At 72.9% G+C, this 19028-nt stretch carries 12 protein-coding genes and 1 riboswitch; of the genes, 7 read left to right on the plus strand and 5 right to left on the minus strand.

Annotated features, from left to right (window positions below; translation table 11 throughout):
- Positions 1 to 362: 362 nt before the first annotated feature.
- Positions 363 to 911, minus strand: a complete 549-nt coding sequence (locus ACFP2V_RS00565) for a MarR family winged helix-turn-helix transcriptional regulator (RefSeq protein WP_381204283.1) — start codon at positions 909 to 911, stop codon at positions 363 to 365.
- A gap of 137 nt (positions 912 to 1048) precedes the next feature.
- Between ACFP2V_RS00565 and ACFP2V_RS00570 the strand changes: the two genes are divergently transcribed.
- On the plus strand, positions 1049 to 2326 hold the full coding sequence (locus ACFP2V_RS00570) for an MFS transporter (RefSeq protein WP_381204294.1): 1278 nt from the start codon (positions 1049 to 1051) through the stop codon (positions 2324 to 2326).
- A gap of 99 nt (positions 2327 to 2425) precedes the next feature.
- On the opposite strand, the gene ACFP2V_RS00575 is transcribed toward ACFP2V_RS00570, so the two are convergent.
- Entirely contained in the window at positions 2426 to 4075 is a 1650-nt protein-coding gene (locus ACFP2V_RS00575; protein ID WP_381204284.1) for an ATP-binding SpoIIE family protein phosphatase, read from the minus strand.
- A gap of 173 nt (positions 4076 to 4248) precedes the next feature.
- Complete coding sequence (locus tag ACFP2V_RS00580; RefSeq protein ID WP_381204285.1) at positions 4249 to 5640, minus strand: NAD(P)/FAD-dependent oxidoreductase; 1392 nt, start codon at positions 5638 to 5640, stop codon at positions 4249 to 4251.
- 377 nt (positions 5641 to 6017) lie between these two features.
- On the opposite strand from ACFP2V_RS00580, the gene ACFP2V_RS00585 reads away from it, so the two are divergent.
- A complete protein-coding gene (locus ACFP2V_RS00585) occupies positions 6018 to 6767 on the plus strand; it encodes a TetR/AcrR family transcriptional regulator (protein WP_381204286.1) in 750 nt (249 codons plus the stop codon).
- Positions 6768 to 6964: 197 nt separating this feature from the next.
- Positions 6965 to 8989, plus strand: coding sequence for a sigma-70 family RNA polymerase sigma factor (locus ACFP2V_RS00590; protein ID WP_381204287.1), 2025 nt, complete (start codon positions 6965 to 6967; stop codon positions 8987 to 8989).
- Between the two features lie 157 nt (positions 8990 to 9146).
- On the opposite strand, the gene ACFP2V_RS00595 is transcribed toward ACFP2V_RS00590, so the two are convergent.
- Positions 9147 to 11279, minus strand: coding sequence for an asparagine synthase-related protein (locus ACFP2V_RS00595; protein ID WP_381204288.1), 2133 nt, complete (start codon positions 11277 to 11279; stop codon positions 9147 to 9149).
- 717 nt (positions 11280 to 11996) lie between these two features.
- Here ACFP2V_RS00595 and ACFP2V_RS00600 point away from each other — a divergent pair.
- From ACFP2V_RS00600 to ACFP2V_RS00615, 4 genes are all read left to right on the plus strand, one after another.
- On the plus strand, positions 11997 to 13421 hold the full coding sequence (locus tag ACFP2V_RS00600) for an MFS transporter (protein WP_381204289.1): 1425 nt from the start codon (positions 11997 to 11999) through the stop codon (positions 13419 to 13421).
- Positions 13422 to 13548: 127 nt separating this feature from the next.
- Complete coding sequence (gene lhgO, locus ACFP2V_RS00605; protein ID WP_381204290.1) at positions 13549 to 14793, plus strand: L-2-hydroxyglutarate oxidase; 1245 nt, start codon at positions 13549 to 13551, stop codon at positions 14791 to 14793.
- A gap of 368 nt (positions 14794 to 15161) precedes the next feature.
- Positions 15162 to 16034, plus strand: a complete 873-nt coding sequence (trmB, locus tag ACFP2V_RS00610; RefSeq protein ID WP_381204291.1) for a tRNA (guanosine(46)-N7)-methyltransferase TrmB — start codon at positions 15162 to 15164, stop codon at positions 16032 to 16034.
- A 52-nt stretch (positions 16035 to 16086) separates the two neighbouring features.
- Entirely contained in the window at positions 16087 to 17499 is a 1413-nt protein-coding gene (locus ACFP2V_RS00615) for a PrsW family intramembrane metalloprotease (protein WP_381204292.1), read from the plus strand.
- Between the two features lie 97 nt (positions 17500 to 17596).
- On the opposite strand, the gene ACFP2V_RS00620 is transcribed toward ACFP2V_RS00615, so the two are convergent.
- Positions 17597 to 18631 carry a M23 family metallopeptidase gene (locus tag ACFP2V_RS00620; RefSeq protein ID WP_381204293.1) on the minus strand — a complete coding sequence of 345 codons (1035 nt, stop codon included), beginning with the start codon at positions 18629 to 18631 and terminating at the stop codon, positions 17597 to 17599.
- A 12-nt stretch (positions 18632 to 18643) separates the two neighbouring features.
- A riboswitch (cyclic di-AMP (ydaO/yuaA leader) is annotated at positions 18644 to 18801 on the minus strand.
- Positions 18802 to 19028: the final 227 nt, after the last annotated feature.

A 19028-nucleotide genomic window follows, 5' to 3' on the forward strand; every position in this document is an offset into this window, starting at 1 on the left:
TCCGACTCTATCAGATCTTTTTCTTCGATCTGACCCCCGGTCAGCGGGGTTTGTCTTTCAGGCCGTTGGACCGTTCCGACGTCTCAAACCTTAGCGGACTCTCTCGCCGCTTCTCAAATCGGAGCCGTTCGGTTCCGATTCAGACGTCGGCGTCCCTGCGAATTGAATTCGAGCATGCCGAAAGCAGTCCGCTGGGGAGGTCGTGCTGGTGTTTTTGAGTGCCGCTCTCGCGGCGGGAGTGCTGCCGGAGAACCGTTACGGCTCGATGGCAACTCGGAGAACTTTACGGATCAGGGAGGGGGAAGTCAAGCAGCCCCTGTCAAGATCTTTTCGGCCGTTGAGGGGGGCCGAGGGGCGAGGCCTCAGTCCAGGTCGGCGAGGCGGCCGCCGGCGTCGGGCTGGGCGTCCTCCACCCTGCGCAGGAGGCGGGTGAGCACCTCGCCCAGGGCGATCCGCTCGTCCGGGGAGAGGTCCTGGAGCAGGTCCTCCTCGAAGACCGTCGCCATGCGCATCACCTCGAGCCACTTCTCGCGGCCGGCGGGGGTCGCCTCGACGATGACCCGGACCCGGTTCGTCTCGTCCCGTTCCCGGTTGACGAGGCCTTCGGCGACCATGCGGTCGATCCGGTGGGTCATGGCGGCCGGCGTGAGACCGAGGCGCTTGGCGAGGTCACTGGGGCCCATGCGGTACGGGGCGCCGGACAGGACGAGGGCCTTGAGGACCTCCCAGTCGGCGTTGGTGATGCCGAGCTCGGCGGTCTGGCGGCCGTAAGCGACGTTCATCCGGCGGTTCAGCCGGGACAGCGCAGAGATGATCTTCTCGACCTGGGGGTCGAGGTCCTCGAACTCGCGCTGGTACGCGGCGATCTGCTCTTCGAGTGTCGGCTCGCTGAGGCCGGAGGTGTCGCCCATGGCCCGCAGTATGGCACGACACCCTTCACCTTGAAGCCCTTCGTACTGAAGCCGTTCGACGTGTACTCTTCACTTTCGAACTTTAGCTTCTAAGTCTTCACTCCTAACTCGTGAAAGAGGTGAACGTGACCAGGGCGATGGGCGCTGCGATGCGCCGGATCCACGTGGGCAACGCACTCAGTGCGTTCGGGCTCGGCTTCACCGTCCCCTACCTGTACGTCTATGTGGCGCAGGTGCGGGGACTCGGGGCCATGACGGCGGGGCTGGTGCTCGCCGTGTTCGCGGTGGCCGCGCTGATCGTGCTGCCGTTCGCCGGACGGGCCATCGTCCGACGGGGTCCACTGCCGGTGCTGCTCGTCGCCCTGGTCACGGCCGCCGTCGGAGCGCTGAGCCTCGGCCTCTCGAACGGTGCGTCGAGCGTGCTGGTGTCGGCGGCGCTGCTCGGGGCCGGGCAGGCCGTGATGCAGCCGGCGCTGGCGACGATGATCGTGGACTGCTCCACGGCGGAGACCCGGTCGCGGGCGTTCGCCATGCAGTTCTTCCTGCAGAACCTCGGGCTCGGGACCGGCGGTCTCATCGGCGGATACCTCGTCGACGCGACCAGGGCCTCCTCCTTCACCGTGCTGTTCTCGATCGAGGCGGCGATGTTCCTGCTGCTGGTCGTGGTGATGGCGACGGTGCGGATGCCGCGCTCGCCCCGTGTCGCGGGCGCTCCTGCTCCGTCGGCCAAGGGCAGCTGGAAGCAGCTGATGGGCAACCGGGCCATGGTGCAGCTGTGCGTGCTGGGCTTCGTGCTGTTCTTCGCCTGCTACGGACAGTTCGAGTCGGGGCTGAGCGCGTACGGGGTCGAGGCGGCCGGTATCTCGCCGTCGACCCTGGGGACGGCGCTGGCGGCGAACACCCTGGTCATCGTCATCGCGCAGTTCGTGGTGCTGCGGCTCGTGGAGCGCCGCAGGCGCACCCGCGTGATCGCGTCGGTGGGCCTGCTCTGGGCCGTGGCGTGGGCCGTGGCCGGGTACGCGGGCCTCGGGAACGGCAGCCAGGCCATGGCGACCGCCGCCTTCATCTCGACGTACGCCCTGTTCGGGCTCGGTGAGTCGATGCTGTCGCCGACGCTCGCCCCGTTGGTCGCGGATCTCGCGCCGGAAGGGCTGGCGGGACAGTACAACTCGGCGTTCGCCCTGGTGAAGCAGCTCGCGCTGGCCATCGGGCCGGCGGTGGGCGGGCCGATGGGTGCCGCGCTGCACGGGCCGTACATCGTGGTGTTCGTGCTGTTCTCACTGGCGATCACGGTGCTCGCGCTGCGGCTGGGCAGGCAGCTCACGGACGTGCAGGACCAGCCGTCGGTGGCGCGCAGCCGGGTGGTGACCCAGGGCAGCACCGCCCCGGCGGGCCAGTCCCCGGCGCACGCCTGAGACCCAGGCACGTACCTGCCCCAGGCACACGCCTGAAACCCAGGCACGCCCGAGACCCCGGCGCGTACCTGGCGCCGACGCTCCGCAGCATCCCGCTCCCTACGGGGTGACCGGTTTCGGCAGGGCGAACTCGCACCAGACGGCCTTGCCGCCGCCCGGGGTGCGCCGACTTCCCCAGGTGGAGGCGATCGTCGCGACGATGGCGATGCCCCGGCCGGACTCGTCGGCGGGCTCCGCGCGGCGGCGCCTCGGCAGGTGGTCGTCCCCGTCGGTGACCTCGACGATCAGCCGGCGGTCGGTGCGGCGCAGGCGCAGCCGCATGGGCGGGGTGCCGTGCTGGAGGGAGTTGGCGACCAGTTCGCTCGCGGCCAGGACGCCCAGGTCGTGCAGATCGGCGGGGAAGCGCCAGCTGGTGAGCACGCCGGAGGCGAAGGCACGCGCGCGTGGGGCCGCTTCGACGCCGCCCAGCAGCTCCAGGGCGGCATTGCGGAACAGCTCGCTCTCCGGGCCCGTGCGGGCGGGGTGCTGGAGCACCAGTACGGCGACGTCGTCGTCGTGCTCCGGGGTCACGCCCGCCGAGCGGATCAGGCGGTCGCAGATCACCTGGGGGGTGCCGGTCGCGCCGGCCAGGGCGCGCTCCAGGGCGGCGATGCCCTCGTCGAGGTCCTCGTTGCGGCGCTCGACCAGGCCGTCCGTGTAGAGGACGGCGGTGGAGCCGGGGCCCAGGGGGATCGAACCGGAGGAGTGGATCCAGCCGCCGGTGCCGAGCGGGGGGCCGGTCGGCTCGTCGGCGCGCTGGACGGTGCCGTGCTCGTCGCGGACCAGGATGGGCAGGTGGCCTGCGGAGGCGTGGACGAGGGTGCCCTCGTTGGGGTCGTGGATGGCGTACGCGCAGGTGGCGATCTGGTTGGCGTCGATCTCCGTGGCGAGGCCGTCGAGCAGTTGGAGGACCTCGTGCGGGGGGAGGTCGAGGCGGGCGTAGGCGCGTACCGCCGTGCGGAGCTGGCCCATGACGGCCGCCGCGCGGACGCCCCGGCCCATGACGTCGCCGATGACCAGGGCGGTGCGGCCGCCGCCGAGGGTGATCACGTCGTACCAGTCGCCGCCGACGGCGGCCTCGGTGCCGCCGGGATGGTAGGTGGCGGCGACCCGCAGGTCGTCGGGCTCCTCGAGCTCCTGCGGGAGCAGGGAGCGCTGGAGGGTGACGGCGGTCTCGCGCTGGCGGCGCTCGCTCGCGCGCAGGCGTTCGGCGGCCTCGGCGTGGTCGGTGACATCGGTGGCGAAGACCAGCACACCGCTGCCGTCGCCCTGGGTGACCGGCGTGCAGGTGAAGGTGTAGGACCGGCCGCCGGGGGCCTTGCGGGACTTGACCGTGCGGGGCTTTCCGCTGCGCAGGACCTGGTCGAGGAGGGGCAGCAGGCCGAGTTCGTCGAGCTCCGGAAGCGCTCCTCGCGCGGGGGCGCCGACCGGGCGGGCGCCGAAGGCTGCCGTGTAGGCGCCGTTGACGTAGGCGATGCGGTGGTCCGGGCCGTGCACCAGGGCGACGAGGGAGGGGACGTGGTCGAGGACCTCACGCCCCCTGAGGTCGTCGACGGCGGGCACGGGCCGTGGATCCCCGATGAGTTGTTCGGCGCGGGCCGTGGGCACGGAGCCCTCTCCCCGCCGGTCCGGAGAGACCACGTGCGTGCTGCGCGCTGCGGCGCGGCGTTGCGTTCCGGGGAGCCGGGCGCTCCAGCGGGTGAAGTTCACGAATCCTTGCCTCGTGTAGTTGTCGGCGGCCGGGAAACGGGACCGGCCGGGGCCCCGGGGCCGCACCGGGAACGGGCAGCCGCCCGCCCTCGGTGGTGGACCAGTCTGGCAGGCTGCCGACCGGGCCGACATCCGTCAGACGTCGGGCCGGTCCGTGGAGTTCCTGGGTGCGGTCAGGACGACCCCTTCGGGTTGTCCGGGGGGTCCTGAGAAGGCTTTCCACCGGCCGCGAGTTCGAACTCGGCCCGCGGGTGTTCGAGTGAACCCAGGGAGACGATCTCCCGTTTGAAGAGCCCGGCGAGGGTCCATTCGGCGGCCACGCGCGCCTTGCGGTTGAAGGTGGGGACGCGGCTCAGGTGGTAGGTGCGGTGTATGAACCAGGCGGGGTAGCCCTTGATCCTGCGCCCGTAGACGTGGGCGACGCCCTTGTGCAGCCCCAGGGAGGCGACCGACCCGGCGTACGAGTGGGCGTACGCCTGAAGGGGTTCGCCGCGCAGGGAGTGCGCGATGTTGTCGGCGAGGACCTTCGCCTGGCGGAGCGCGTGCTGGGCATTGGGTGCGCAGTCCCTGCCGGGGTCCTCGGCGGTGGTGTCGGGGACGGCGGCGGCGTCGCCCGCGGCCCACGCGTGCGGGGCGCCCTCGACGGCGAGTTCGGCGGTGCACCGCAGCCGTCCGCGTTCGTCGCGCGCCAGGTCGGTGGCGGCGAGGACGGGATGTGGTGTGACGCCGGCGGTCCACACGACGGTGCGGGTGGGGAAGCGGGCACCGTCACTGAGGACGGCGACGCGGTCGGCGCAGGACTCCAGGCGGGTCTCCAGGCGTACGTCGATGTTGCGGCGGCGCAGTTCGCTGACCGTGTAGCGGCCCATCGCCTCGCCGACCTCGGGCAGGATGCGGTCCGAGGCCTCGACGAGGATCCACTTCATGTCCTCGGGGCGGAGGTTGTGGTAGTACCGCGTGGTGTAGCGGGCCATGTCCTCCAGTTCGCCGAGTGCCTCGACGCCCGCGTAGCCGCCGCCGACGAAGACGAAGGTGAGGGCGGCGTCGCGGACGTCGGGGTCGCGGGTGGAGGAGGCGATGTCCATCTGCTCGAGGACGTGGTTGCGCAGTCCGATGGCCTCCTCGAGGGTCTTGAAGCCGATGGCGTGGTCGGCGAGACCGGGGATCGGCAGGGTGCGCGAGACGGAGCCGGGCGCGAGGACGAGTTCGTCGTACGCCACCGCCCGGCCGCCGCCGCTCCTGCCGCCGCTGCCCTTCTCGTTGTCGGCGAGGGTGGTGATGGTGGCGACGCGTGCGGCGTGGTCGATGGCGGAGGCCTCGCCGATGACGATGTGGCATCGGTCCAGGACACGACGCAGCGGTACGACTACATGACGAGGGGAAATGGCACCGGCGGCCGCTTCGGGGAGGAACGGCTGGTACGTCATGTACGGGTCTGGGGTGACGACGGTGATCTCGGCCGCACCCCGGGCGAGTTCCCGTTTCAGCTTCCGCTGCAGGCGCAGGGCCGTGTACATACCGACGTAGCCGCCACCGACAACGAGAATGCGCGTACGTTCCTTCACCGTCCCATGACGCACCCGCCGCTTGCGTTTGTCCACAGCCCCGACGAATTGTGTGACTGGAGGCGGTGGGCGCGCCGGGCGGCCCGGGTCTCCGGAGCGAACGGCGTGTGCGCAGGTCAGCAGCGCTTTTCCGACACTTACCCCGGGGTACATACGAGATCAATGTGCCCCGTACTCCGATCGGGGGGCGCTCCGTGCGGAACCTGCCCCTTCTGAATTGACTTCCTCTCAACTATGTTCGTACGTCGACGGGGTGTAGGGGGATGCGCTCATTCGGGTCCGCGACGGGCGGTTCCGGCCACCGGGCATGTTCCTCGAGCCCAGCCATCTATGGCGGGGAGTCTCCGGGGGGAGACATCATTACCGGGGGAAAACGTATGCATGTTCAGGATTCTCATTGGTCTTCCGCGTCCGCCGTGGCGCCCGGCACCGCGCTGAGCGCGCCGTCGGGCCACGGACGCGCGGGAGGGCCGCGCACGACACCACTGCGCGTGGACGCGCAGCGCAATCTGGAGCACGTGCTGCGCGCGGCACGCGAGGTCTTCGGCGAGCTGGGCTACGGCGCGCCGATGGAGGACGTGGCACGCCGGGCCCGCGTCGGTGTGGGCACGGTGTACCGGCGCTTCCCGAGCAAGGACGTCCTGGTCCGGCGGATAGCCGAGGAGGAGACCTCCCGGCTGACCGACCAGGCACGTACGGCGCTCGGTCAGGAGGACGACCCGTGGTCGGCGCTGTCCCGCTTCCTGCGCACGTCGGTCGCCTCGGGCGCCGGGCGGCTGCTGCCGCCGCAGGTGCTGCGGGTGGGCGTGGCGGACGAGCACGACCACGCGCGGGTGCCGCAACAGCGGACGCAGCCGGCCGGCGCCGAACTGCGGCTGGTGCCCGAGAAGGGGTCGGCCGTCGCCGGGGAGGACGACGCCGGTGCGGCGCAGCTTCTCGACGTCGTCGGCCGACTCGTGGAGCGGGCCCGCGAGGCGGGCGCGCTGCGGCCGGACGTGTCGGTGGCGGACGTGCTCCTGGTGATCGCCACGGCCGCGCCCTCGCTGCCGGACCCGGCCCAGCAGGCGGCGGCCTCGGCCCGGCTGCTGGACATCCTCCTGGAGGGCCTGCGCTCACGCCCGGCGTGAGGGTGGGTGCGGCCGAGGGGGCCCGTCCGCACCGGACGGGCCCCGCCCCTTTCCCGAACGGGTGACCGTCCGCACTCATGTGCGACAGAAACCCTCGGACGGGTGGATGGGCCTCCCTGAGCTGTCCCGACCAAAAGCCGCTATGGCACCCTGACCCGTGATCAGGACTGGTTGGGCAGGTGGCGGGGGCTTCCGCGATGAGCGTTGACGGACGGGACGAGTCGTACGGTGACGACGACCCCGGGGCCGAGAGCACACCGCAGGTGCCGGGTCAGGGGTGGCGCACGAGCGTGCCCCCCGACGACAGGGACGCCCCGGACGGCCTCGTTCCCGCCCAGCGTGACCGGCGCGAGGAGAGCGTCCTGCCTCCCCTGCGCGAACTGCCGCCGTCCGACGCCGATCTCCTCACGCGCACGCGCGCGGGCGACGACTCGGCGTACGAGGAGCTGTACCGGCGTCACGCGGATGCGGTGCGCCGGTACGCCCGTACGTGCTGCCGGGACGCCCACACCGCGGACGATCTGACCGCCGAGGTCTTCGCCCGTGTGCTCCAGGCGGTGCGCGGCGGTTCGGGCCCCGAGCACGCCGTACGCGCGTATCTGCTCACGTCCGTACGACGGGTGGCGGCATCCTGGACGCGGTCGGCGAAGCGCGAGCAACTGGTCGACGACTTCGCGGTCTTCGCCACCCAGGCCGCGCGCCTTCCGCACGTCTCCGGCACCGGCACCCTGGACCTGGGCGCGGACGTACGGGCGATGCACGAGGCCGAACAGTCCATGGCCATGAGGGCGTTCAGGTCGCTTCCGGAGCGCTGGCAGGCGGTGCTGTGGCACACCGAGGTCGAGGACGAGTCGCCGAGCGCGGTCGCCACGCTCTTCGGCCTGGACGCCAACGGCACCCGCGTCCTGGCCAGCCGCGCCCGTGAGGGCCTGAAGCAGGCGTACCTCCAGGCGCACGTCAGCGCGACCCTCACCGACGACGAGGAGTGCGCCCGCTACGCCGACCAGCTCGGCACCTACGCGCGCGGCCGGCTGCGCACCCGCGCCGAACGGGGACTGCGGGGGCACCTGGACGCATGCGCGCGGTGCCGGCTGGCGGCCACCCAGGTCCAGGAAGTCGCCAGCGGCATCCCCGCCCTGGTGCCCGTCGCCGTCATCGGCTGGTTCGGCACCGCCGGGTACGCCAAGGTGGCCGGTCTCCTCGCCGGAGGCACGGCCGCCGCGGGAGCGGCGGGCGCCGGTGCGGCGAGCGCGGGAGCGGCGGGCGCCGGTGCGGCGAGCGCGGGAGCGGCGGGCGCCGGTGCGGCGAGCGCGGGAGCGGCGGGCACGGCAGGTGCGGCGGGCACCGGTGCCGGTGGCTCGGGTGGAGCGGCCGGTGCGGCGTCCTCGGAGGGGCTGGCCGCATCGGTGAAGGCGGGCCTGGCGGCCGGTGTGGTCGCGGTGGCGACGGCGGCGGCCATCGTCTTCGCCCTCTCGGGCGATGAGAAGCCCCCCGAGGAGCCGAAGGCCGCCCCGCCCGCCTCGTCCCCCGTGGTCCGCGAGGAGCCCCCGCCGCCCTCGGAGGAAACCCCGGAACCGGCGCCCCCGCATCCTCCCACTCCGGCCCTCGCGCCACCGGCGCCCGCACCGACGCCCACACCGGCCCCGAAGCCCACCCCGGCACCGACACCCACCCCCAAGCCGGCCTCGCCCCCCAANCTTCCCCCCAAACCCGCGCCGATCCCGAAACCCACCCCCACGCCGACCCCGACCCCCACACCGGCTCCACCGCCTCCGCCTCCGCCCGCCCCGAAGGCCCACCAGTGGAGCGAGCTCGCCTACGACATCAGCGGCGACGGCGACGCTCCCGAAATGCGTATCGGCGAGAGCAGCTGGGTCTGGCAGCGCTCGGCCCTGTCCGTCGCCCCCCGGAGCCACTCCCCGGGCGTGACGGTCCACGGCCGTTCCTCCGTCACCATCGACCTGAACCGCCCGTGCGCCGCCTACGACGCGATGGTCCGCGTGGACGACCTGACGATGAAGCTGGGCAAGGTCACCTTCTCCGTCCACGCGGACGGCGTCCCCCTGTGGAACTCCGGGCCGATCAAGGGCGGCGACCGAGCCGTCCAGGTCCACGTGGACCTGACGGGCCGCAAGACCGTACGCCTGGTGGTGGAACCTCGCAGCCACTTCGACCACCTGGCCCTGGCCGACTGGGCCGAGTCCCGCTTCACCTGCACGTAGGCCCCGACGGCGGACGAAGAACACGGCGCTCGGCGTTCGACCGCACACGCACGCCCCCGGCAACCGGCGCGGCCCCGGCAACCGCCGCGGGACCACCAACCGACACGGGTCCAACCACCGCACCGAGCCCGAACCCGTTGAAACGCCGTAGGCCCTCTCAGACCCCCCGGGCCAACGCCCCCCGCTGCGGGGCGATCCCCCCGGGCACCGCCCGCTGCCGCCCGGGCGTCCCCGTCCAGCACGTCCCCCGCCGTGCCAGCAATCGCCGCAGCCACAGCTCCAGCGCGACCAGGTCCGCGAGCCCGTCCAGCGGCAGCGGCTCCCCCTCCGCCGCGGCCCGCAGCGCCTTGCGCACCACGCGGGCCTCGACCAGTCCCGCCTCCGCGAGCAGCGGCGTGTCGAACAGCGTCATCAGCGTGCCCGCGGCGACCCGCAGCCCGATCCGCGCCGCGGCGGCGGTGTTCGCCTGGGTCGGCGCGCCCCACCCGGCGGGCAGGTCCCGTACGCCCGCGCCTTCCAGCACGGCCCGCAGTACGGAGGCCCGCGCCCCCGGCTTCACCCGCAGCGCCTCGGGCAGCCCCCGGCACGCGCGGACGACCTGGTTGTCGAGGAACGGTGTGTGCAACCGCTGGAAGCGGATCTCGGCGGCCTGCTCCAGCACCCGTACATCGGCGGCGTGCCGGGCCAGTGCCGCACGCGCGCGGAAGTCGCCGGGCCGCTGCCCCGGCCCCACGTCGGACCGGCGGGTGGACGCCTGGAGGCGAACCGATACTTCAGCGAGCGCCTCTCCGGTCAGCCAGCGCGCCGCCGGACCGGGTCTTCCCCAGGTCAGCGCGGCCAGCGAGGCGTCCGCCGCACCCCAGGGAGTCCCGTCGTCCAGCTGGTGGCGGAGCAACTGCTCCGCGAGGGTCTCGAGACCCGTGCGGTACGGCGTACGGGACAGGCGCCGGGCCGCGGCGTACACGCGCGCGGGCACCAGCACGGACCCGTCGGCTTTCGCCAGCGCGGCGACGGGCCCTACGAGATGGCGCCGCTTGCGGTCCATGAGGAGGTCGGCGAGGCGCGCGGGATGCGCGTCGAGCACCTGCCGGGCCCCGTACCCCGTGAAGTGGTCGGCACTACCTGCGGCCAGCCGTGCCCGGTGCCGGGCGACGGTGACCAGGGAGGGGGCCGGCTCGTCCGTGAGCGGCCCGTCGAGGTCGGCGTACGGCAGGGTGTCCTCGCCGCCGGGGACGACCACGTGGTGCAGCCGGGGGTTGGCGGCCAGCGCCCCGGCGCGCGCGAGTTCGTCCTCCCGGCCGCCGGGCGGCCCGCCGGCCGGACCGCTCCCCGCGCCGGTCGGGCCCCCCGCGAGATCGTTGAACGTGACGGCGAGCAGCCGCTCGCCCGCGCCCGTGCCGTGCCCCAGCACGGTCCCCGGCATGCCCGGCAGCCCGGCGGCGAGCAGCGCCAGCGTCCCGGAGGCGGGCCCGCCGGAGAGGTCGGCCCCGATCCCGGGCACCGGCATCCCGCGCGCCGCGCGCCGTTCGGCGGGGCCCATGCCCGGCACCGGGCCGGGATCGATATCGGCGCCGGGGACGTGCCGGGGCGCGGCGAGCCGGGTGCGTACGGCCTCGACCAGCGCGTCCCGGACGGCGTCCACCGCGCGGTCCGGGTCGGCGGGCGGCGCGGCGACGGCGAGCGAGGCGACGGGCTCGTACCCGGCGATCTCCCGTGCCCCGGCGCGGAGGATCAGCGCATGCCCCGGCGGAACGCGCTTCACGCCGTCGTACGGAGTGGAGTCCTGGAGCGCGGCCGGCACATCGGGGGCGGCCAGGAGCGCGGCGAGGTGACCGAAGTCGAGGTTGGCCTCGACGAGGTCGGCGAGCGGCAGCGCGGCGGTGGCGTACGCGGTGCCGCCCTCCCAGGGGGTGTGGAACACCGGCCGGGCGCCCGCGAGGTCGCCGCAGACGGTGACCCGGCGGCCGACCTGTACGACGGCGGTGTAGCTGCCCGGCCAGGCGGTCAGATGGCGCAGCGCGCCGCCGCGCGCGGCGAACAGGGCGACGCGCAGCTGTTCGTCGGAGGCGCCGCAGGTGCCGAGGACGGCGATCCGGGTCTCGGCGTCGGCGGTCACCACCCGCACCTCGTCGGGCCGCCAGTCGCCGACCGCCCACAGCGGATCGGGGTCGCCCCACAACGGGTGGGAACCCACCGGTTGCAGTGTCTCGCCGTCGGAGCCGGTGGCGCCGGCGGAGCCGTACGCCAGGGCGCCCGCGGCGGCGCTGCTCCATCCCACCAACCACCGCATCGACGCCTCCACAGGCTGTGGACAACCGGCGCACCGCACGCACCGGTTCACCCATGCTGCCATGAAGGAGGCGCTCAGGAGGGGCGCCGGTACCGCATGTGCTCCGTCGGATGCGCCCCGGCGGATACTCCTACCCCGATCCGAACACCCGCCCGAGGCAAGGAGATCGTCCGCTCGCGACCACGCACCCACCTGCACCGCTGCGACGTGAATGCGCCCCCCAGCGCGCCCCAAGAACCACTAACGCGCCCTCAACTGCCATGGTAGACGGGCTGATAGCCCTGAAAGAGTGGGGTCGATTTTCGGCCAATTCGGAGAGGTGAGGATCACCTCGAACACGCTCCGTACAGGCTCTGCGCACTGCCGGAAAGTCGTGCGGTCCGGGAGACGGAGTGCGCCTCCCGGACCGTTCCGCCACCCGCGGGGATGAAGGCGGCGGTGTCCCCCAGCCCACTGGATCCAGTACAGCGGGCCGACCCACGCAGGGACCATGGAACCGCCCCCGCCATGGCCGGAGTAGAGCGCACGCACGGGCGCACGGCCACACGCCGGGAGCATGCCGCAACTGCGCGTATCGGACCCGTACTTCAGTACGGACCACAATCCCGCCATCCGGAAGAATGCCCCTTAACGCTTGGGATCCGGCGAACTACGCTGGGTTTACGAATGCCGCGCGGTTATGCCAGAGCGGCAGCCGTCTGTGTCGAGGGGTGGCGCATGTCCAGGGAGCTACGCGGGCCGAACGAAAAGCTCGGAACTGTTCTCGCCCTCGCGGGTATCTCCAACGCGGGCCTCGCGCGGCGCGTCAACGACCTTGGCGCCCAACGCGGGTTGACCTTGCGCTACGACAAGACGTCGGTGGCGCGCTGGGTGTCGAAGGGCATGGTGCCGCAGGGCGCGGCGCCCCATCTGATCGCCGCCGCCATCGGCCAGAAGCTCGGCCGCCCGGTGCCGCTCCACGAGATCGGCCTGGCGGACGCGGATCCCGCGCCCGAAGTGGGCCTGGCCTTCCCCCGGGACGTCGGACAGGCGGTGAAGTCCGCCACCGAGCTGTACCGGCTGGACCTGGCCGGCCGCCGCGCGGGGTCCGGCGGCATCTGGCAGTCGCTCGCCGGATCGTTCGCAGTGAGCGCATATGCAACGCCTGCCTCACGCTGGCTGATAACCCCGGCCGACAGCTCGGTCGCACGCGAGGTGAGCCCCGCGGAGGGCTCCGCCGCACCGGCCAGAGTCGGCCACAGCGATGTGCGCAAGCTGCGCGAGGCCGCCGAGGACGCGCGCCGCTGGGACTCCAAGTACGGAGGCGGCGACTGGCGCTCGTCGATGGTCCCCGAGTGCCTGCGGGTCGAGGCGGCGCCCCTGCTGCTGGGCTCCTACGCCGACGACGTGGGCCGTTCCCTGTTCGGCGCGTCGGCCGAACTCACCCGGCTCGCCGGCTGGATGGCCTTCGACACCGGCCAGCAGGAGGCCGCCCAGCGCTACTACATCCAGGCCCTGCGCCTGGCCCGCGCGGCGGCCGACGTCCCCCTGGGGGGATACGTACTGGCCTCCATGTCCCTCCAGGCCACCTACCGCGGCTTCGGTGACGAGGGCGTCGACCTGGCCCAGGCCGCGCTGGAGCGCAACCGCGGCCTGGCCACGGCCCGCACCATGAGTTTCTTCCGGCTCGTGGAGGCACGCGCGCACGCACGCGCGGGTGACGCCCCGGCGGCCGGCGCGGCCCTGAGGGCGGCCGAGGGCTGGCTGGAACGTTCCCGCCCCGGTGACAGCGACCCGGTCTGGCTGGGCTTCTACTCCTACGACCGCTTCGCCGCCGACGCCGCCGAGTGCTACCGCGACCTGAAGGCGCCCCGCCAGGTCCGCCGCTTCACCGAGCAGGCGCTGTCGCGGCCGACGGAGGAGTTCGTCCGCTCGCACGGGCTGCGGCTCGTCGTCTCGGCGGTCGCCGAGCTGGAGTCGGGCAACCTGGACGCCGCCTGCGAGCAGGGGGTGCGCGCGGTGGAGGTGGCCGGCCGCATCTCGTCCGCGCGCACCACGGAGTACGTCAGGGACCTCCTGCACCGTCTGGAGCCCTACGGCGACGAACCCCGCGTGGTCGAGCTGCGCGAGCGCGCCCGGCCCCTGCTGATGACTCCCGCCTGATGCCCACGCCCTCGGCCTGATCCGGGCCGCCCCGGACCACCGCCCTCGCCGGCCGCACCCGGCAGAGGCCGGCAGGTCCTCGCCGCTTCCGGGTTTTCCGGGGTTTACGGGCGTTGTCAGTGGCGCAGTGCACTATCGGGACCTGGAGGTGGTGCGGGTGGCGCGGCGGGCGTACGACTGCGACGTGCTGGTGATCGGCGGCGGCATCGTCGGCCTGTCGACGGCGTACGCGATCACCCGCGCGGCGCCGGGCACGCGGGTCACGGTGCTGGAGAAGGAGCCCGGCCCCGCCCGGCACCAGACGGGCCGCAACAGCGGCGTCATCCACAGCGGCATCTACTACCGCCCCGGCTCCCTGAAGGCGCGGTACGCGGTGCGGGGCGCGGCCGAAATGGTCAAGTTCTGCGCGGAGTACGACATCCCGCACGCGGTGACGGGCAAGCTGATCGTCGCCACCGGCCGGGACGAGTTGCCCCGCCTGCACACCCTGGTCCAGCGCGGCCGGGAGAACGGTCTGACGGTCCGCGAACTGGGCGCCGCGCAGATCGCCGAGTACGAGCCGGAGGTCGAGGGCCTGGCCGCCATCCACGTCGGCACCACCGGCGTCTGCGACTACGCGGCGGTGGCCCGCCGGCTGGCGGCCGCGTCCGGCGCGGAGATCCGCTACGGCGCGCGGGTCACCCGGGTCGACCGCCACCCGGACCTGGGCGTGGCCGCCCTGACCGCCGCCGGGGACGTCGTGCGCGGCCGGATGCTGGTGAACTGCGCGGGTCTGTACTGCGACGAGATCGCCCGCCTCACCGGCGACGATCCCGGCATGCGCATCGTGCCGTTCCGCGGCGAGTACTACGAGCTGGCCCGCCCGGAGCTGGTCCGCGGCCTGGTCTACCCGGTGCCCGACCCGGCGTTCCCGTTCCTCGGAGTCCACCTCACGCGCGGCATCGGCGGGGGCGTCCACGTCGGGCCCAACGCCGTACCGGCACTGGCGCGCGAGGGCTACGACTGGCGTACGGTCCGCCCGCGCGAGCTGGCCGCCACGCTGGCCTGGCCGGGCTCCCGGCACCTGGCCCGCCGCCACTGGCGGCACGGCACCGGCGAGCTGCACCGTTCCCTGTCGCGGCGGGCCTTCACCGAGGCGGTCCGCCGGCTCGTGCCCGCGGTCCGGGAGGCCGACCTGGTCCCGGCCCCAGCGGGCGTACGGGCCCAGGCGGTGCTGCGCGACGGCACGCTCGCCGACGACTTCCTGATCCAGGAGACGCCCCGCGCGGTCCACGTCCTGAACGCCCCCTCGCCCGCGGCGACGGCGTCCCTGCCCATCGGCCGGGAGGTCGCGCGGCGGGCCTTGGCGGAGCTGGCGAAGCCGGGGCGATGAACGGAAAGAGTGAAGGACACGGCGACCACCTGCCGCGCCCCTCGTAAAATCGACAGTACTGTGTCCGACTCCTTGAACCCTCCCCCGGCCGAAGCAAGGGGATTCCTGGCTCAAGCAGCTCGTTCGCTCAGCGAGCGAACACGTCTGACGCTCTCGACACCAGCCGGGACGAAACCTGCCCGGTTGCCCGTCAGGACAAAGGAGTTGCACGTGCTTGGTTCTCGCGACGCACGGCAGTCGGCTTACCCAGCCGTGCGGAAGGTCTCTCGCCTCTGGGGCAAAACCCCGTTCCTCGCCCCGTACCGCCCGTACCGCAAGGGTTCGACTCTCCACCCGGCTGAAGCCGGGAGCGTCTCCGGAGGTCTCCGATGAGCATTCCCGGAGCACACGCCCGGCACCCCGAGTACCCGCCCGGGACCTCGGTCCGCCATACCCGGGAGAAGGGGGAGCCCCGCTTCCCGGACGGCCCGAAGGCCGATCCCGCCGGGTCGCACTTCGAGCGGCGGATCCGGAGTTTCCAACCACGCCGGAGCCGGGTCACCGCCGGGCAGGCGGACGCGTTGCAGCGGCTGTGGCCCCGGTGGGGCTTCGACGTCGACGGCCGGCAGCGTCTCGACCTCGCCGATTTCTTCGGCAACGACCGCCCGGTCGTCCTCGAGATCGGCTTCGGCATGGGCGAGGCCACCGCGCGCATGGCCGCCGCCGACCCCGGCACCAACATCCTCGCCGTGGACGTGCACACCCCCGGCCAGGGTCATCTGCTCGGCCTCGCCGACCAGCACGGCCTGGACAACGTCCGCGTCGGCAACGGCGACGCGATCATCCTGCTGCGCGAGATGCTCACCCCCGACGCGCTGGGCGGGCTGCGCGTCTACTTCCCCGACCCCTGGCCGAAGAAGCGGCACCACAAGCGCCGGCTGATCCAGCCGGCCTTCCTCGACCTCGCCGCGGCCCGCCTCGCCCCGGGCGCGACCGTGCACTGCGCCACCGACTGGGAGCCGTACGCCCAGCAGATGCTCGAGGTGCTGACCGCGCACCCCGGCTTCGAGAACACCGTGGCGGACGGCGGTTTCGCACCGCGCCCGCAGTTCCGGCCGCTGACCCGTTTCGAGGGACAAGGACTGGACAAGGGCCATGTGGTGAACGACCTGCTCTTCCGCCGCGTGCACCACGACGACCGGCCCGACACCCGGGCCGACACCCGGCCCGAGGACCGGGACGCCGCCGGCGCCGGCGCCTGAGCCCACCTGGTGTTCCTGCGGGCAGCACCGCTCCCTCGTTAGGGTCAATGTCGTGGCCATCAGCCGTCCGCACCCGACACAGCCCGGCGCGGCCCCCGGTCCCACCGGGCCGGCCGACGGGCCCGCCCTGCGGCACGCGCACTGGTGGCAGCGGCCCCGGGTGCGCCACGGGGCGCTGACAGCCCTCCTCGCGCTCTCGGGTCTGGTCATCCTGGGCCTGGTCCGCGAGCAGACCGGCACGGAGGGCTTCCTGGTCGGCCTCTGCCTCGCCGTCCTGCCGGTGCCGCTGCTGGTCACCGCGTTCCGCTGGCTGGACCGGGTCGCGCCCGGCCCGTGGCGCAACCTCGTCTTCTCGTTCGCCTGGGGCGCCGGCGCCGCCGCGCTCATGGCGATCGTCGCCAACAGCTTCGCCACCCAGTGGATAGCGACGGAGACCGCCGACCCGTCCCGCGCGAACACGCTCGGCGCGACCGTGATAGCCCCGGTCGTGGAGGAGTCCGCGAAGGCCGCCGCCGTCCTGCTGGTCTTCCTGTTCCGCAGACGCGACTTCGCCACCCTCCTCGACGGCGTGGTGATAGCCGGGGTCACCGCCACCGGTTTCGCCTTCACCGAGAACATCCTCTACCTCGGCACCGCCTTCGGCACCGACCAGCTCACCGGCGGCAGCGGCGTCTCCTCCGTCACCGCGGCGACGTTCTTCGTCCGCGTCGTCATGTCGCCGTTCGCGCACCCGCTCTTCACGGTCCTCACCGGCATCGGCTTCGGGACGGCCGCGCTCGCCACCGGGCGGCGGCGCCCGGTGCGCTTCCTGCTCCCGCTCGGTGGCCTGCTGCTCGCGATGAGCATGCACGCGCTGTGGAACGTCTCCTCGACCCTCGGCGAGTACGGCTTCTTCGCCGTGTACGCGGCGTTCATGCTGCCGTCGTTCGGCCTGCTGACGTGGCTGGTGGTGTGGACCCGGCAGCGCGAGCTGCGGACCGTACGGGAGGAGCTGCCCGCGTACGTCAGGGCCGGCTGGCTGACCCCGGCCCAGCCCTACGCGCTCGGCTCGATGCGGGCCCGGCGCGTCGCCCGGCGGTACGCGCGCCAGCACGGCGGCCGGGCCGCGGCCCGCGCGGTGGCGCAGTACGGGGCGTACGCGACGTCGCTGGCGTTCCTGCGGCACCGAGGGCGCCGCGGCCACGCGGGTACGGACTTCGCCGCACGGGAGCACGAGCTGCTACGAGAGCTGTGGCAGCGCCGCGACACGGCCCGCCCGGCCCTGGACCACGCGGCCCGAGTCACCGCACCGTACGCCCCGCCCTGGCCGGTGCACGGCGCGTACGACTTACCCGGAGCGTACGGGGGGTACGGCCCGTACGGCGCCATGAACCCCACGTACTCCGCGCACCCCACGTACTCCGCGCACCCCACGTACTCCGCGCACCCGGCGTCCGGGCCGAACCCGTACGCGTACCGCCCCTGAAACGCCGGACCGGCAGCCCTGACGTCGGGGGGGTCGTCGTCAGGACTGCCGGGGCTGTGGCTGCGAGAGCGCGCGAAGACCGGCCGGGGCCGGGGTCTCAGACGGTGAGGCCCTTCGACTGCATCCAGGCCATCGGGTCGATGCCCGAGGCAGAACCGGCCGGGTGCACCTCCATGTGGAGATGGGCGCCGGTCACGTTGCCGGTGGCGCCGACGCGGCCGATCACGTCACCGGTGTTGACCTGCTGGCCGACGCTGACGTTGATGGAGGACTGGTGGGCATACCAGATCTCGGTGCCGTCATCGAGGGTCAGCACGGTCTTGTAGCCGTAGGAGCCGTCCCAGCCGGCGGAGGTGATCGTGCCGGTGTGGACGGCCTTGAGCAGGGTGCCGGTGGGGGCGGCGAGGTCCAGGCCCGTGTGCTGGCCGGAGGACCAGTAGGCGCCGGCCTGACCGAAGGTCGAGGAGATGGTGTACGAGGAGGTCGGCAGCGTGTACTGCTTGGCCAGTTCGGCCAGACGCTCGGCCTCGGCCTTCTTCGCGGCCTCCTCCTCCGCCTCCTTCTTGGCGGCGGCGGCCTCCTCCTCCGCCTCCTTCTTGGCGGCGGCGGCCTGGTCCTTGGCCTCCTTCTCCGCCTTGGCGACGGCCTCGGCGGCGGCCTGGTCCTCGGCCTGGCTCTGCTGCTGCTCGACCTGGGCCATGATCCGGGCGCGCAGCACCTCGCCGGCGTCGGAGGTGCTGCCCTGCTCGGCCTCGTCGGCGACCGTGCCGATGCTGCTGAGCGGGGTGGCGGAGCCCTGGGGGGTTTCCTCGTCGGAGATGAGGGAACCGACGGAGGGAAGGTCCGGCATCGAGATCGAGACCGGCGGCTTGCCGGTCTGGGCGCTGGCCATACCGCCACCGGCGACGGCGGCTATGACACCGACGCCCAGGACGGTGGAGCTACGGGCGAGGCCACCGCCGCGCTGCTTGCCGACGCGGTGCCGGCCGCGTACGGGGCGCAGGGACTCCGCAGTGGGGTTCCACTCCTCGAAGGGGCCCTCGTCGGTGCGGATGCTGCCGTAGCCGAAGGACTCGCTGTCGGGCTGGCTCGGCATGAAGGGGGCCTCAGGGGCAGGCCGGTTCGACGCCACGTGGGGCGCACTCCTTTCCTTCCTTATCGCCTACCGGGTTAGCTGACGGGTTCGGAGCAGGAAGGTCTCCTACGCGCGTATACCGTCCGTGTCTCCACGGAGGCATCCACACGATTCACCCCAAGATGTTGGTTCCCCGGTTCCCTTGCGGGATTCGGCGCGTGCGCACGGAGCCGACTCGTGTGACGGCTGGGACGACCGCGCTGCGTTATCGAACGTTAATAGACGTAGGGCTCGTATTCCAAGCCGTTCCTCTTGATCGTTAACGATTTCCGTACGGACTTAAGCACCACGACCGCCCCAAAACGGGCGAGTTGACTTCCCCTCGTCCGTCACACCTGACCGGAAAACTCAACGGTCAGATGGGTATGGCGGGGTAGCCCCTCGGCGGTGATGG

Source organism: Streptomyces incanus (genome assembly GCF_042656345.1).
GTDB lineage: Bacteria > Actinomycetota > Actinomycetes > Streptomycetales > Streptomycetaceae > Streptomyces > Streptomyces incanus.

Excerpts from the sequence above, each read along its gene's own strand:
- ACFP2V_RS00595 (WP_381204288.1), bottom strand. The coding sequence starts at position 11,279 with ATGCGGTGGTTGGTGGGATGGAGCAGCGCCGCCGCGGGCGCCCTGGCG.
- ACFP2V_RS00600 (WP_381204289.1), top strand. The coding sequence starts at position 11,997 with ATGTCCAGGGAGCTACGCGGGCCGAACGAAAAGCTCGGAACTGTTCTC.
- trmB (WP_381204291.1), top strand. The coding sequence starts at position 15,162 with ATGAGCATTCCCGGAGCACACGCCCGGCACCCCGAGTACCCGCCCGGG.
- ACFP2V_RS00570 (WP_381204294.1), top strand. The coding sequence starts at position 1,049 with ATGGGCGCTGCGATGCGCCGGATCCACGTGGGCAACGCACTCAGTGCG.
- ACFP2V_RS00565 (WP_381204283.1), bottom strand. The coding sequence starts at position 911 with ATGGGCGACACCTCCGGCCTCAGCGAGCCGACACTCGAAGAGCAGATC.
- ACFP2V_RS00585 (WP_381204286.1), top strand. The coding sequence starts at position 6,018 with ATGCATGTTCAGGATTCTCATTGGTCTTCCGCGTCCGCCGTGGCGCCC.